Here is a 15,279-nt window from a genome sequence, read left to right on the forward strand (position 1 = left end):
ATTATGTTAACGCTTACAGCAGAAAAGCGGCAAATTGCGCTGTACCGCGAGGCTTTATTCGCGTCATTAGCGGAATCAGACAGGAAACATATGATCGCTGACATAATCCAGGACACATGCTTAACCCATTTTACCACTGACGGATCAAAGCATGCACTGCTCAGCCAGTATCTTTAAAAATCAACCCGATCCTGTAAAGCTCTTACAGGAGGCAATGATTTTGTGGGGGAATCTGGCTACCTTTGCTACGAGCATTGCCCCTTTTTACACAGGCTGTCCACTTTTTCTGTGGATAAGTTCTGCCAACACAACAGGCGAGAAATTTCAGCATCTCAGATAAAAGTTTCAAGACTGCACACTGCTGGCGAACTGTAATAACCTGAAAAAGTTGCGCCGAAATATGTGAATTGCTGGCAGCAGGCGAGGCATCCTGACCCCTATTGTCCGCTTTTTTTAGAACAGGAGCATTTCCGGACTACTGGCAGGCAGGATCCAGGCGCAAAACGAATATAAAACCGGAAACCAGATGCAGAGAGCTAAGCGATTCCGGCGATATCAGCTCAGTTTCGCAAAAATCTGTCCAGTGACTGGCCATTTTCGGAGGCTGCTTTTGATCGGTGAGGGGTTCAGCCCTGACCGGTCCAGTGTCTGGCGTGCCGTTTTCATCACTGTATTTGTATTTTGCAGGCGGGGCGCGCTTATTTTACAGGGCCCGACTGATTGTGTTCCGTTGACCAACTCTTCCGGAGAATGTTATCTTCGAGTAGCTCGATACAGGGCGAGTTTTTCAGCTTTTCGCGCTTCAGCTTCAGTCGCCTGCCAACTTCACGCTGCTCACTGACCGCGATGCTCAGCACTGCTTATCTTCCAAAATACTTAGTGTCGTATTGCGCGCCTGAGCACGTAAGGTACGAACGTTATTCAGTTCGCTCCGGTTTTACTCATTAAAAAACTTCCTCAAATATGCACTCGAACCTACATACAGCTTAGATTCACTGTAAGCTGGCAATATACCATTTTGACCTCTGCTCTAAAAATTTTATAACCTTTTCAATGCTATCTGAGGAGCGTATTGGCTGGCGGCGTGGATCTGGCGGAGGAATAAAGAGGTTTGACGCAGTGTTAGTGATGCAGTGCCAGCACGCCGATTAACAATAAATGACCGACGTCTGCATGATAAAAAAGCGGCTGGCCCGAACGCGCCGGGCGCGGCACTCTGGGATTTGCCGAGACAAAACCGATCGCAGCCGGTAAAAACAGCAGCGCCGCGCCAGACCGACATTGATGTTTTGATATCAGTCATTGATGAAGGTGTGCTGTAAATCTGCTGAGCCACCAGCGCCAGCAGCAGGCGAAGCCATGAAAAGCGACAATCAGAAAGCGGTGCGAAGCGAAATCCAGCCACACGCATCCAGCAAAAGCATACTGTTGGACCACAGCCCAAAAAGGGCGTCAGAGGCCAGGCAAAGCAAAGAACAGAGCAATACCCGCCATAATGCCATTTATTGCCATAACGGGCTTGCGGGATAAAAGCTGCGTGCACGTAGCAAACAGGAACAGAATATTCGCGCCAGCCACGACCCAGCCGCTGCCGCAGAAATCGAGCAGAACACCGGTTGGGTGATAAAGCCCCAGCCATAAACGCATCGCCTGCCGCTGCAGCATAGTGCCCGCTGCCGGAAGATTAGCGGCCCAGACCAAGTGAAAAGCGGGAAAGCCATTCGCCCGGCGGCATAGAGCAATGAATGACTGCCGTGCAGAAGTACTGTATTGACGTGATCGGCCAGCATAGCTGCCAGCGCCAGCGTTTTTCAGCACGTCAGTCTGGAAACGGCGTAAACGCCCGCAGCAGATTAGATACACTCAACGTGCGTAGTGATGACAGGGCAGAATACATGGCGTAGCTTTTTCAGGATTATTGACGAACCTGACAATATAAAAGGCGTGCCGCTGAAAGCGTTGCGCTGGCTTGATAACTGGCTTGATAAAATGATGTGATATTCAGCACTTTCAAAAAGTCATTATTGTAGACCGCACTGGCTCAATCTTTTCTTCAGAATAACTTTCGGCGCGAAAGTCCTTCTTCTATAACATTCCCTACCCCAGAGTATTTGTTACGTTGTCGAATTTTAAGCCACTACAGGCAGACTGCGGCTGCTGAAGTACGACGGGCTCAGGAAATGTTAAGGTCGGTTCCAGCTGGGATTTGAGCGTCAGTTCAGAGACCATGCGAAAGAACAGATTCGTGCCATGTCACCCTGCTCATGAATGAACTCTGTCATAGCTGATCGCTACGTGAATTCTGAAGAGACAGAGATCCCAGCCCAGCATAATTTACGTAGCGTTGTCATTTATGGCTAAGGTTTGTCTGACAAGATTCACATTAGGTACAGGCATGCCTTTTGGCTTTATACAAAGGCTGATTATGTAAGAAGGTTAGGCAAGCAACCGCGATCAATGTTTAACGGGATTAGCTATTACTAGGATCATCCGTATAAGTGGATAAAATAGTCTCCTTATTACAATTTAAGAAAATATGAGGGTGTTCGCATTCTAAAATCAAAAAAAATTAATTAGTCGGAAATACTCATTTGTGTTCAGGCTCAAAGGCACCCGTATGAGAAAATACCAAAAAATAGCCGTATTCGTACTCAGTACTGGAGCCAATATATTCCGCATAATTAGGTGGTCAGTCATTTTGTCGTCCCCCACCAGAACGATGTCAAAATAGCCTGATTCAATCATTTGACAGCCAGTCTGGAAGGAAACAGAACTGCTGTTACAGTTCGACGCAGTAATAAGGCAAGGTACCGGGCTCAGCCCGGGGTATCTGAAGAGTTGGGCTGAGTCCGCCGTATTCTGAAATACCTTCTCCGCGATAGCCAAATGCATCTCTGAATTTACGGGCTCGATGTCGATCTGGGCAATGGCGCGGTAGGCGGACTTAACAACCGGTTCTTTAAATGTTTTCGTCAGGTGACGGGTCCCGGGCAGGGTGTGATCAGCAGCAACTATCGCAACGCGGCGTGAAGCTGTCATGGCAAAACCTTTTTTGCGGGTAAGCGGTAAGGGCGTAATCAGGGCGCAGAAATTTGAACTCATATTTGCAGCGGTGCCGTAATCTAAATTGGATAGTAGACAGCTGCTGTTCATCGCTGTGCTGATGTCGGGGTAGATCGAATTTCTTCGGTCACTGTTAACGCGATAGCATCGCTATACCTGCTCCGAAGCCATATGAAACGATTAAATACGCTCATCGGGTTTTGCATTATTCCAGCACTCTGGCCAGCCCCAGCAACGGCTTGCAGCTCCGATGTCACCGTAGTGGATGCGTAACGGGAATAAGCTAATTGTGCACCAGCCTTCCGAGCCCAGTCTGTGAGACGTTGAACGTAGTGTGGCAATAGTCGGTTGTTGTAAAATGACGTGGTGAAAGTCAGCAGCTGTTAGCCCTGTTTTTCAAGCATGCCTTTAAAAGCCAGCTCTAGATGCCGATGGATGCCAGGATTGTTTTATCGGATCCGAGGCTCATGCCAGAGCGGATATAGCAGTTTCCTTGCGGCCGGATCTTCCGCAGCGAAAACGTTTCATCTACTTCAGCTATCACTTTGTCTGTGTCAAACAGCACTACTACTGCGCCGGCACCCGTATACGCCTCTGTAAGGTCACCTGGCGCGGTGTGACGGCTGATAGTATCAGCGCCTATAGCCAAAGAGTGCTGAGCCATACCGGCTTTCACCATGGCAAAACTCAGCTGCATAGCTGACGTTCCTGACTTGCCGGAAAACTGGATGTCCGCACATAAGCCTGTTGTCCAGTGCCAGGAATTTCCAGAACGATTGCTGCAGAACTGCGGGAATCATAAGGATTCGTCCAGGTACCGAGATAGATTGCATCCAGTTTATCTGTACCAGCCCGACGCATCGCATGTCGACTGGCGTCTGTGCTCAGAGTGATTGTATTTTCATCTGATTGTAAAACGGTACGTGATTTTACACCCAATGATGGAAAGTTCAGTGTTCTTCCAGACACTGACCACGTCCTCTACATTCAATCGGCAGAGAGGAATGCTGGTGCCATAGCTTGTAATGCCTGGTTTAAATTGCATACTGTTATTTCATTTAAAAAAGATGAAATGAGCGTACGCAGGTAATGCGTTCGGCGAGCCAGCTTATGTTCCTTAGGCTGGTATCTCTGTGGATTATGATTTATAGTAAAACAATACTAACCGTATCGTTTCATTTATTAATAAGCCAGACCTGATTCTGTGTAAAACCAGTAGCGTGAATTATTTATGAGTGATGAAAACCCGAAATCTCGCCGTTCAGCGGGAGCAGTACGTAGTGAGGCATCGCATCAGGCAATTATCGATGCAGCAAAAACATTACTTTCGGAAAAAGGCTATGTCGGCTTTTCAATCGATGGTGTGGCCAGACTGGCTGGAGCAAGTAAGCCAACCATTTACCGGTGGTGGGCCAATAAGGCACAGCTTATTGCAGAGGTCTATGAGGTTGAGAGCGCATGTGCGATTCACATTCCAGAGGATTTGGAGGTCAGTCAGCGATTTCTCTAATGCTCAGCACGCTCTGGGAGTTGTGGCATAACACCTCCTGCGGGGTCGCGTTTCGAGTTTTATTGCTGAATCACAGAACGTAAAAGAAAACATGGAACTGTTGCGTGATCAGTTTATGGCACGCCGATTTGCTCTACCCAGACAAATTCTGGCGACCGCCGTCAGGAGACAGGAGTTGCCAGCCGATACCGATATTGAGCTGATGCTGGTAATCACCTTCGGTTTCAGCTGGTTCCACCTGCTCACCGACAATCTCGACCAGACAGAAACCATCGCACCCTTTATTCAACACCTGTTTACTGCAATTCCCCGCAAGCATCAGGCTTGAACGGCGATTTGATTAATAATGGCTTATCTGGAGTTATTCGTCATGAAAGATACACACCAAAACTGGGATCTGCCTTCCATAGATGATCTACTCAATCCGGCCCCTTACCGCTTGAAATGGGTATTTCACGTTTGAAAGATGGTCGTCTGGTCGTGGCAGCCAGAACAGACATGACAGGATGCACTGGTGATATGTTTGACTGGTGGTTTAAATTTTTCAGCACAACCGAGCATTTGAAGTGGTGGCATCCGAGTGAGCATAAAGCACATTACGGCTGGGACAGCCACTGGAAGAAAGGCCAGAATTACATTGGCGCGACGATTTACGCTGAGGAAGGGTTGGGAACGAAAATAGCTCCGATACCAGCAAAAATCCGCTTTCATGCCGCTGAAGATTTTTTCAGCACTGAGCGTCTGATGTATGCCAGGGAGCAGCGATGGATATCTACAGCCGTATGTGGCTGCATTGGTTTTGGGCAAAGCATCACTCTTGACGGAAAAGGCGATCCGATAGACGGAAGAATGATCCATCTAATACGTGATACCGGTTGGGGATGTGTACTCCGGTCACGCTTTATTCTGGGAGAAACAACGAACACGGACGCAAATCCAGTTGCAGATGAAATTGGGCTAGGTCTCATGCAGCACGCACATTGTGAATTTACTTCACTGTCCCGCTTACTGCCTTCTCTATATTACGGGGAAAATGCGGCAACGGTTGAGCCACCCAATTACTGGTAAAGGCGCAGAGAATAGCTTCCCGATATAATGTCATCCGTCACCGGCATGTACATCGACATGCCGGATATAGCGCATCATAGTTTTCCGATTGTTCAAAATGACCCACTTTACAAATTGCTCGAGTAGCCATAGCTAGAGCGGCATCGACGCGACCTGGTCGTTACTGATGACATACGTTAAAAAGGCTCGTGGGCATTTCATTTATTTCCTTTTGTTCAATCCCGGCTCCCCAAAATCCAACTACATGCAGCTATATGGAGTAATTAGCGACCTGTTAAACAGGGAGTGCGATACATAACAAAGGAAGTGGTATCCATTTTACCTTTACTTTACTGAAGGAAGAGTAAGTACTATAAAATCCTCCTCTCCTTTCAGTTTTTAGCACTAAAATTTCTTTCAGACTATTGCGCCGCGGTGCTTACGGCGAAAAAACATTAGTGCAATGATCACAATAATCCCTATCAGGCCTGCGCCTATAAATACTACTGAGGAACTCCCGGGAATAAATTCCATGAATGAAGACATAAATTGGCCTGAAAAGATAGCCATTGAAAGGTAAGCAAGGTTTCGGCCTCGTACTTGAGCATGGCTTTGCTCCACGGTCATATGGTTAACCAGCGGAACAGAGAGCCCGAAACCGCATCCCATCAGTACCCCACCTGTAACAAAAGGGGGATGCCAGAGGCTGCAGAAAAGAGAAGGTGGGCGCAGGTGTAGCAAATGAAAGCTGCATAAAGCGTACTGTATTCACCTATGCGTGCAACAATTCGAGGCATGAGCGCTGCGGCGAACACTGCGACTAATGAGATAAAAGACAGAAAATAACCGGTTTCAGCTGCTCCAATACTCATTTTATGAAAATGCTGCGGAATAATGATAACGCCAGTAAAAAAACATATCATTGAAAAAGCAGCTGCAAAATACACAATTTTAAGCTTACCAGCACCTTCTATCGCTATATTTTCGCCTTGAACGCTTGCTGGTTTACTATGTTCTGCCGAAGGCTCAGGTATAAATAAAATCTGCATTGCCAGAAGAAGCCAGGCTACCAGATAAAGTATAAAAAGGCCAGCCCCAGCCAAGTGTTGCAAGCAGCCCACCTATAAACAAGAAAATCACTCCCCCAGTTCAATGGACATTCCTTGCGAAGCAATCATTTTCAGACGAGCATGACCACTGTAAAAGGTTGATATTAGGGTTGTGCCTGCTGACATGACGACTGCCGTGGCACCGCCAAGCAGCAATCTGTCAAGCATAACGGGCACCAGTCCATTCAAAAATACCCCTCCGCTTCCAAGCAGCCCATACATGAAGAGCCCCCAGCTTAAAGCCCTGTATGCGCCCGCCTTGTCAATGAAGCGTCCCGCTAGCGGCCCGAAAATGACTACTCCTAAGGAGGGTACGGTTACAAGCCAGCTTGCAGCCGATGGGGTACCCAGGTTATCAGCGACTTCAGTCAATCCGGGAACGATGACGCATCCCACCATAATAGTGAGGCAGGCAACAGCAAGAAGCGTAAATGCCCCAGGCTTTTTTAAATCTTGCATATTTTCTCTCCAGCAACCGTCCAATAATTAGAACACATGACCAATATACGGATGACATTCTCAAGTCTTACCGAGTATATGTCAAATTTTCGACTGTAAACCTATTGTCAGGGAAACGCCGTATTTAGCGACTTGTAGTTAAATAAAAGTCGGGAGATAGGTAAAAAGCATACTAGAATGCTTGTTCAACATATCCACTATGTGGATAAAAGTGATATGCTGATACTCCTTTGTAAGCCTGGAATTTTGATATGAGTAACGAAGCAGATAATAACGGATCTCAGGTAATTGCCAGGGCGGCTACTATTCTTCGTGCCCTCGAAACACAGCCTAAAGGGATGACAATCTCACAACTGTCCCGAGAAACAGGCTTACCGCGAACCACAGTGCATCGTCTGGTCAGTTCGCTTGAAACTCAGCAGCTTTTGATTTCTGGTCTGGAAGGAGTTCAGCTTGGTCCCGCTCTTGCGCGTCTTGCCGCTTCAGCACATACCGATGTCATAACACTTTCCCGACCCGCTATGGAAACGCTCGGTCGCCGCACGCGAGAAACCGTTGATTTATGTGTATATCGAGGAAATTATGCGGTATCAGTCAACCAGTTTGTGTCTGACCAAGAATTGCGCGTCGTCTCTCCAATCGGCACTGCTTATCCCTGTCACTGCACAGCTCACGGTAAGGCGATGCTGGCAATGCTGACAGATGAAAAAATTAAAGCTCTCTTGGGCAACCATCCTGATGTCCGCACTGATAACACTCTGCGAACACTTTCATCTGTGCTCGAAGACGTTCGCGAAATTCGTACCCGGCACTATGCTATTGATAGAGAAGAACATGCGCGTGGCGTTTGTGGAGTTGGAGTCTATATTGATGCCAGCCTTAGCGAGCATTACGCCATTTCCATTGCGGTACCTGCACTCCGGTTTGATGAGAAATTTGATCACTTGCTCGGTTCGCTAATGCAATGCAAGGCAGAAATTGAAGCAATGCTGGCATAAAAACGCTGGTCATCAGTTAGTGACTTAAACGCATAATATTCTACTTAAAGTCTCGAAGATGAAGTCTGAGGGATGATAATGTTGTCAGGATTGAGAATAATGTTTTATTTCTTTATCGTTTCAACATTAACATTGAAAATTAAATAAATATTCCTTTAAAGATAAGCATTTTCAATACATTTAAAGCTGTGTTCAAGGCTCCCAGACGGGAAAGCCATTAAAACAGGTAACACGTAAGCCGTTCCGGCGTTAGCCGATTTCTGACATGGACCAACTGAACGAAGAGTCTTTAGAATAAAAGCGCCATGATATGTAGCCAGTAAAATTGTCAATAGAAAGACAAAGGATCGGATGCCTATGTCTTTTAACTATCAGTATGCTGGTGTCAGATATGATCAGGTTCACATAAAAGCAATTAAGTTATGAAACTACTTGTAACCAGAAGTCAGAGTATGAATAGTTAACGCCGTTCAGGATTGTTACTGCAGTGCAGGCAAAACCTAAACCACACCCGTTTTCAATGCCGACGGGTGTGGTTTAGGTTTTTTTGGCCTAAATTCAGCGTTCACCTTAAAAGATGCATCATATGGGAGTTTTATAATGAAATATCAATCGCTTGCTGACGATATTATCAGGTGTGTCGGAGGGGAAAAAAATATTCTGAGTGTTATGCATTGTGCCACGCGCCTTCGCTTTAAGCTCAAAGATAGTTCAAAAACCCATACAGAAGAGCTGAAATCTAATCCCGGTGTGATTATGGTTGTTGAAAGTGGCGGCCAGTATCAGGTTGTTGTAGGTGGACAGGTTGCTGAAATCTACAAACTGATTGCGGTACCCAATCGCGAGCACTCTTCACACATCGATTCAAATGCCTCGGGTAAAAAAGAAAATTTGTTTGCAAAGTTTATTGACCTCATTTCGGCAATATTCACACCGGTAATTAGTGCGCTCATCGCAACAGGGCTGCTAAAGGGATTACTGGCGCTCGCGGTAGTTTGTGGCCTTCTCGACCAAAGTCATGGTACGTACAAAATATTTTACGCCACCAGTGATGGACTGTTTTATTTTCTCCCAATTATTCTTGGCTTCAGTGCAGCCAAAAAGTTCGGTGGGAACCCGGCCGTCAGCATGGCGATTGCCGCAGCGCTGGTACATCCAATTATTACTAATGCTTTGAAAGTGCCCGATGAAGCTACATCAATGAGTTTTCTTGGGCTGCCGTTAGAATTAATGAATTACAGCTCATCGGTAATTCCCATTGTATTTGCCGCATGGGTTGCAAGCCTGATTGAGCGTTATAGTCAACCGCTCATACCAGCGGCCATTCGGTCATTTTCCGTAGCCTTCGTAAGTCTGGTCATTACTGCGCCGTTGACCTTTCTCGCCATCGGACCAGCTTCAATTTGGATGAGTAAAATTATCGCAGAAGGCTATCTTAGCCTATATGGTATGAGCCCAATGATTGCCGGAGCCATTGTGGGTGCATTTTGGCAGGTATGCGTAATATTTGGTCTTCACTGGGGACTGGTACCCGTCATGATCAACAATTTCGCAAATTTTGGTCATGACACACTGATGCCTTTATTAGTGCCGGCAGTCATGGGGCAGGCAGGCGCTACGCTTGGCGTATTCCTTAAGTCAAGAGATACAAAGCTTAAGGCGCTTTCAGGTTCGGCCTTCACAGCCAGTCTCTTTGGTATAACCGAACCAGCGGTTTACGGCGTAACATTACCTCACCGTCGACCTTTTATCATCGGCTGTATTGGCGGTGCTCTTGGCGCGGCCGTGCTTGGGTTCTGGCAAACCACTGCCTATTCTTTCGGTTTCGCCAGCGTATTTACGTTCTTCCAGGTTATTCCGCTAACAGGTCCTGACACTTCAGTAACCGCAGCTTTTGCGGGGGCTGCAATTGCATTGGTATTTTCAACATTGGTGACCTGGCTGTTTGGATTACCAGCTCGGACAACTACTGAACCAGCCCAAAGTCTCATCTCTAAAACGGATACAGCCAGTGAGGTTGAATCATTTTCGGGTCTCTCAAAGTTACAGGTTATGAGTCCAATGACAGGCACTATAGTCGGGTTGGAGGATATCAAAGATCCGACATTCGCAAGTGGCCTCCTGGGCAAGGGTGTGGGCATAGTGCCGACAAGAGGTCAGGTCGTGTCGCCAGTTAAAGGGGTCGTCTCCTCTCTTTTCCGAACTAATCACGCTATTGGGATAACTGCTGAAAACGGCACTGAAATTCTAATCCATGTAGGCATTGACACAGTAAAACTAGATGGTCTTCATTTTACTGCACATGTAAAAACTGACCAGCCAATTAAAGAGGGTGAATTGCTGCTTGAATTCGATATTCCCGCTATTCAGGCTGCTGGATTCGACCTTACAACCCCAGTGCTCGTAACCAATAGTGATGAAATGGCTGATGTTATCGTTCAGGCAAATCAAACAGTTTCTGAGTGTGGCAAGTTACTAACCGTTATCAAATAAATGTCAAGGTAAAAGGAAAAAAATGAACACTCGTTTTCCAGAGAATTTTTTATGGGGCGGTGCTACCGCTGCTAACCAAATTGAAGGTGCATGGCTAGAAGATGGCAAAGGTGTTTCAACTTCAGATATGCAGCCAAAAGGGATCTTCGGCGAAGTGACACCGCGTACAGTGGGAGATTTTAACATTAAAGATATAGCGATTGATTTTTATCATCGCTATGCCGAAGACATTGCACTCTTTGCTGAACTTGGATTCACTGTACTGCGCATTTCGATTGCATGGACGCGAATTTTCCCAAACGGAGATGACAAAGAACCGAACGAGGCAGGACTGGCATTTTATGATCGCGTTTTTGATGAAATGGCTCGCTATAACATCCGGCCAATGGTGACTTTATCACACTATGAAATGCCCTTTTCACTGGTTGAGAATTATAATGGATGGTCAGATCGTCGACTAATTGCATTTTTCGAACGATATGCCAAAACCGTGTTTACCCGCTATAAAGACAAAGTGAAATTATGGCTGACATTTAATGAAATTAATATGTCACTTCATGCTCCTTTCACCGGGGTTGGCCTCCCAGAGGACAGCAGTAAGCAGGCAATTTATCAGGCGATCCATCACCAACTGGTTGCAAGCGCCCGTGCGGTTAAAGCATGTCATGAAATTATTCCTGATGCGCAGATAGGGAATATGCTACTCGGCGGGCTGATGTATCCCTTGACCTGCCGGCCAGAAGATGTGCTGGAAACCGAGCGCCAGAAACAAGAATGGCTGTTCTTTGGTGACGTGCAGTCTCGTGGCTATTATCCATCATATATGGAACGTTTTTTTGAAGAGCGTAACGTAGTACTTGATGTTTCCGAAGAAGATAAACAGGACCTTAAACACACCGTAGATTTTATTTCCTTCAGCTATTATATGACCGGCTGTGTGACCTCTGATGAAGAACTTAATGAAAAGGCACGCGGTAACATTCTTTCAATGGTTAAAAACCCTCATTTAACAGCGTCAGAATGGGGTTGGCAAATTGATCCAGTGGGCATGCGAATCCTGCTCAATATGCTCTATGACCGATATCAGAAACCTTTATTCATCGTAGAGAATGGACTGGGGGCAAAAGATGTTGTCGACGAGAGCGGCAATATCAATGACGTTTACCGTATTCAGTATCTTAATGACCATCTTATTCAGGTATATGAAGCTATCAGAGACGGTGTTGAAATAATGGGCTATACCAGCTGGGGGCCTATAGATATGGTCAGCGCCTCCCTGGCTGATATCTCCAAACGCTATGGATTTATTTACGTCGACCGAGACAACAATGGTAACGGCACTCTCGCGCGTACCAGAAAAAGAGCTTTTACTGGTACCAGGATGTTATTCGTAGTCACGGAGAGTCTTTGAAATAATTTTTTTCAGACATCCATAAATACAAATCTTTTATTGCCCTATAAAACAGCCCGTTAATTCGGGCTGAGTTACACCCTACCTGAAATAAAGAGAAAGAAATAATGAATAAAAAGTTTCTTTTATATCTAATAGTTTGTATTAGCATATTAACAATGTCCTGTAACACTCAGGCTCAGGAGCTACAGTGGAATGGTACAGTGCTGGGCTTTGAGTCACCTCAAAAGGACTATTGGGCGATATGATGGGTATTCGCCCTGTATTAAATAGTAACGGATTTAACTTCGATCTGAATTATTTAAGCCAAATGGCAAACAACGCTGGAGGCGGTTATGACCACGACTCACATACTGCATATATTGATCAAGTCTCGCTAACGTTTACTCAGGATTTGCAACGATTTACGGGCATTCCGGATGCCACAATTGAAGGAAATATCGTCAATCGCAACCATAATGATTTGCTGACAACTAAAAGGCTTCAGGATCCGCGCGTGCAGTTTAATGATCTTTCTCAGGAAAGTTGGGGTGGTCAGTCGATAACGCGCCTAGGATGGCTGACGTTTAGCCGGACTTTCAATGACCAGCGACTACTGTGGCGGGTCGGCCTAATGAACAAAGTACAAACTTTCGATCAGTCAATTCCCTGTGATTTCCAACTGCTCTCTCAATGTGGTGGGCAGTCGGCTAATTCACTATTATGGAGTAACTGGAACGTTCATACTTGGGGAACTTCTTTTGCTTATAAACTGACGGATGAACTTACTCTGAAAACAGGAATAATGGAACAAAATCCTGATGCTAGTTCACGCAGTCATGCCTGGAGCTGGTCAACAAAAGGCAGTAAAGGTTTCCTGCTTCCTGTTGAATTAGAGGCCAAAACCTTTGTCAATAATCTTCCTGGGGTTTATAACGTTGGTGTTTTGTTCACCAATGCTCACCAGTTTGATCTCTCCAGCGGCAAATCCCAAGAAAGTGGCTTAAATGATCCTCAAGGATATAAAAGCTACAATCGGACCTGGTTTTTTATGGGCAGGGATGAACCAGCAAATAACGCGCCATCTGGATAATTCAAACAGAGGATTAAGTATTTCATGGAGTATGAGTTATTCAGACCAACGCACTAATCCTTATAACATTGTAACTACGGCTTCAGCAAGATATCGTGGCATGTTCGATGTGCGTCCGGAAGACTGGATTGGATTTGGTGTTTCTTACATTGACATGAGTAATCACTATGCCCGTAATCAAGAGATGCGTAACGAAATTGCAGGAGTCAGCGATTATGGTAATGCTCTTTATAGCCCAGTACCGGGTCATTCGGTGAACGCAGAATTATATTATCGTTTCAAGCCCATTGAATGGCTTGATTTGCAGCCTGGTCTGCAATACTGGCATCGTCCGGGCGGATTAAGTGAAACACAGGATGCATGGGTTATTGGGCTCAAAACCGTAGTCAGATTCTGATATATACGCGCGGATCTTTTCAGGTCCGCGTCTTTGTCACCCTAACGCCGATTGATTTCATACATCGTCGACATGAACAGGAGTTCCAGCAAAATCGCGCCTTACTCGTTCTATATGGATAGTGAGAAACATTCTCTCTTCATTAGCCAAATCATAGCCGTAACGGCTCTGAACATGTAAACTAATTTTTGTGCACACTGGTAGGCATTAGGATACTTTTGCATAACTGCATCATGCAAGGAGTTATCATCATTCTGTATCCCTTTTTTACCTAGCATACGCTGTGCAAAAAATTTAAGGTGACTTACAAACCGGTTATAGCTTAATGACTCGGTGTCGTAATCTATGCGGAGGGTATATTTTACGATGTTTAGTACTTCTTGCATAAACTGTGAAACGTGCCCGACTTCAGGCATACCACTGTTTAATTGAGCATTTACAAAATGAAAAGCTATAAAGCCAGCCTCATCGTCAGTAAGTTTGACCCCTAATCGGCTGTTAATAAGATCCAATGCCACTAATCCCGGGGCGTATTCTCTTGGATAAAGCATTTTGATTTCCCACTTAAGATTGTTTTTCAGCGGGATGCCCTGCCGGCTGCGTTCAATCGCAAAGTGACAATGATCGCTAAGAGCTATTATTAAAGTATCCTGGAGGCTACAGCCCAGCGTTTTACGTGCTCGTTCTATAATCAGTACGCAAGTGGTCACAACTTCTTCAGGGATAATGGAAACCATATCGCTTAGTTGCGCTACAATCCCTTGAGTGCGTATAGAGTATGATTTTTCAGTGCAGGAAGGATCAATCTCATCACCTGTACGTTTCTGAAAGCAAATCCCCTTGCCCATGATGACTTCTTCTTTGCCTGAATCATTCAGTACAACGGCAACGTTATTGTTTAAGATTTTGATGATTTTCATAGAAGCCCCTGAAATGAAAAAAACCCGGCCCTCCGCGAGGCGGAAGCCAGGTTTTGCCTGCCAAGAAGCAGTAACAATCCTAACATGAAACCTTATAACATCTTCTGTAGATTACAAGCTTTATACAACTGAACTGTGACGGGTTTAGCGAGGAAATTAAGTCTCAGTCATTTCTAAACCATTCGTAACAACCGTTATCTCATAACTAGTCGCTCTGCAACAATCAGAAATTTGAGGCAGCAGCGTTTAACATTGCGTATAGTGACTGAAGACTGGATGACGAGCCATCTTTACATGTCTTTGAAATTACCCAGTTAGTTTAATGAACATATTTCTAGTCAGGTTAACTCCCTTTTATATCGATCTTTACACAACGAAAAAAATGCCCAAGCCTTCTTAGAAGGTTATATTTTCATCAAGAGAATATTATAAACTGCTTAATAGCCTACTACGACAAACCATTTTATAAAATATTCCTGCAAACAACCGTTATTTATATTAAAAATTTCAATTTACGTTAATCGCTTCCTTTCATTCCATATTTCTTATGGTTGCTCATTATATACTGAAGAATAGTTGACGATGAAAGTCTGACTAACTTGTTTTTACATGTGTTAGATGTAATTTAAACGAAGAACAGACAACCATAAGTAAACCTTAACGCCTTATCCCAGTGAAATCATGCGGACTTCATGTAGTAACGCCTTCATAGAGATTGCAGTCTGGCTTATAAAGCACAAGATAGTTAAACACTCTACGTTGCTTTTTACTTATTAAAATATCTATTTGAAAAAGTAGCT

The 15,279-nt window shown here is 45.2% G+C and carries 10 protein-coding genes and 3 pseudogenes; 7 read left to right on the forward strand and 6 right to left on the reverse strand.

Features of this window, described 5'->3' with window-relative positions; all coding sequences use genetic code 11:
• Positions 1 to 1,502 precede the first annotated feature (1,502 nt).
• The 3 genes from O3W44_RS25255 to O3W44_RS23710 all read right to left on the reverse strand — a co-directional run bounded on the left by O3W44_RS25255 (position 1,503) and on the right by O3W44_RS23710 (position 3,793).
• The gene (locus O3W44_RS25255) at positions 1,503 to 1,790 is read right to left on the reverse strand and encodes a TraX family protein (protein ID WP_442954699.1); all 288 of its coding nucleotides are present in this window, start codon (positions 1,788 to 1,790) and stop codon (positions 1,503 to 1,505) included.
• A 769-nt stretch (positions 1,791 to 2,559) separates the two neighbouring features.
• Positions 2,560 to 3,153, reverse strand: a complete 594-nt coding sequence (locus tag O3W44_RS23705; RefSeq protein ID WP_269295111.1) for a hypothetical protein — start codon at positions 3,151 to 3,153, stop codon at positions 2,560 to 2,562.
• A 331-nt stretch (positions 3,154 to 3,484) separates the two neighbouring features.
• Complete coding sequence (locus O3W44_RS23710) at positions 3,485 to 3,793, reverse strand: hypothetical protein (RefSeq protein ID WP_269295240.1); 309 nt, start codon at positions 3,791 to 3,793, stop codon at positions 3,485 to 3,487.
• A 501-nt stretch (positions 3,794 to 4,294) separates the two neighbouring features.
• Between O3W44_RS23710 and O3W44_RS23715 the strand changes: the two genes are divergently transcribed.
• The 3 genes from O3W44_RS23715 to O3W44_RS23725 all read left to right on the forward strand — a co-directional run bounded on the left by O3W44_RS23715 (position 4,295) and on the right by O3W44_RS23725 (position 5,641).
• The gene (locus O3W44_RS23715) at positions 4,295 to 4,573 is read left to right on the forward strand and encodes a TetR/AcrR family transcriptional regulator (protein ID WP_269295112.1); all 279 of its coding nucleotides are present in this window, start codon (positions 4,295 to 4,297) and stop codon (positions 4,571 to 4,573) included.
• Positions 4,574 to 4,634: 61 nt separating this feature from the next.
• Positions 4,635 to 4,901, forward strand: coding sequence for a TetR-like C-terminal domain-containing protein (locus O3W44_RS23720; RefSeq protein ID WP_269295241.1), 267 nt, complete (start codon positions 4,635 to 4,637; stop codon positions 4,899 to 4,901).
• Between the two features lie 116 nt (positions 4,902 to 5,017).
• A complete protein-coding gene (locus O3W44_RS23725; RefSeq protein ID WP_269295113.1) occupies positions 5,018 to 5,641 on the forward strand; it encodes a DAPG hydrolase family protein in 624 nt (207 codons plus the stop codon).
• A gap of 647 nt (positions 5,642 to 6,288) precedes the next feature.
• On the opposite strand, the gene O3W44_RS23730 is transcribed toward O3W44_RS23725, so the two are convergent.
• Both O3W44_RS23730 and O3W44_RS23735 read right to left on the reverse strand, forming a co-directional pair.
• A complete protein-coding gene (locus O3W44_RS23730) occupies positions 6,289 to 6,732 on the reverse strand; it encodes a hypothetical protein (protein ID WP_269295114.1) in 444 nt (147 codons plus the stop codon).
• A 24-nt stretch (positions 6,733 to 6,756) separates the two neighbouring features.
• Complete coding sequence (locus tag O3W44_RS23735; RefSeq protein WP_269295116.1) at positions 6,757 to 7,188, reverse strand: MFS transporter; 432 nt, start codon at positions 7,186 to 7,188, stop codon at positions 6,757 to 6,759.
• Positions 7,189 to 7,439: 251 nt separating this feature from the next.
• On the opposite strand from O3W44_RS23735, the gene O3W44_RS23740 reads away from it, so the two are divergent.
• The 4 genes and pseudogenes from O3W44_RS23740 (at position 7,440) to O3W44_RS23755 (ending at position 13,559) form a co-directional block, all read left to right on the forward strand.
• Positions 7,440 to 8,186 (forward strand): IclR family transcriptional regulator, encoded by a 747-nt coding sequence (locus O3W44_RS23740; RefSeq protein WP_269295117.1) that lies wholly within the window; start codon positions 7,440 to 7,442, stop codon positions 8,184 to 8,186.
• 600 nt (positions 8,187 to 8,786) lie between these two features.
• Positions 8,787 to 10,679 (forward strand): PTS beta-glucoside transporter subunit IIABC, encoded by a 1,893-nt coding sequence (gene bglF, locus O3W44_RS23745; RefSeq protein WP_269295118.1) that lies wholly within the window; start codon positions 8,787 to 8,789, stop codon positions 10,677 to 10,679.
• Between the two features lie 22 nt (positions 10,680 to 10,701).
• Positions 10,702 to 12,095, forward strand: a pseudogene (locus O3W44_RS23750) (glycoside hydrolase family 1 protein).
• Positions 12,096 to 12,194: 99 nt separating this feature from the next.
• Positions 12,195 to 13,559 (forward strand): annotated as a pseudogene (locus O3W44_RS23755) (carbohydrate porin).
• A 57-nt stretch (positions 13,560 to 13,616) separates the two neighbouring features.
• Here the strand turns inward: O3W44_RS23755 and licT are convergent.
• Positions 13,617 to 14,479: pseudogene (licT, locus tag O3W44_RS23760) on the reverse strand (BglG family transcription antiterminator LicT).
• Positions 14,480 to 15,279: the final 800 nt, after the last annotated feature.

The sequence above is a fragment of the Pantoea sp. LMR881 genome, assembly GCF_027157825.1.
Classification (GTDB): Bacteria; Pseudomonadota; Gammaproteobacteria; order Enterobacterales; family Enterobacteriaceae; genus Pantoea; species Pantoea haifensis.

Bases quoted from the DNA above. Each gene is read 5' to 3' on its own strand.
- O3W44_RS25255 (WP_442954699.1), bottom strand. From the start codon at position 1,790: ATGCTGGCCGATCACGTCAATACAGTACTTCTGCACGGCAGTCATTCA.
- O3W44_RS23705 (WP_269295111.1), bottom strand. From the start codon at position 3,153: ATGAACAGCAGCTGTCTACTATCCAATTTAGATTACGGCACCGCTGCA.
- O3W44_RS23715 (WP_269295112.1), top strand. From the start codon at position 4,295: ATGAGTGATGAAAACCCGAAATCTCGCCGTTCAGCGGGAGCAGTACGT.
- O3W44_RS23725 (WP_269295113.1), top strand. From the start codon at position 5,018: ATGGGTATTTCACGTTTGAAAGATGGTCGTCTGGTCGTGGCAGCCAGA.
- O3W44_RS23735 (WP_269295116.1), bottom strand. From the start codon at position 7,188: ATGCAAGATTTAAAAAAGCCTGGGGCATTTACGCTTCTTGCTGTTGCC.
- O3W44_RS23740 (WP_269295117.1), top strand. From the start codon at position 7,440: ATGAGTAACGAAGCAGATAATAACGGATCTCAGGTAATTGCCAGGGCG.
- bglF (WP_269295118.1), top strand. From the start codon at position 8,787: ATGAAATATCAATCGCTTGCTGACGATATTATCAGGTGTGTCGGAGGG.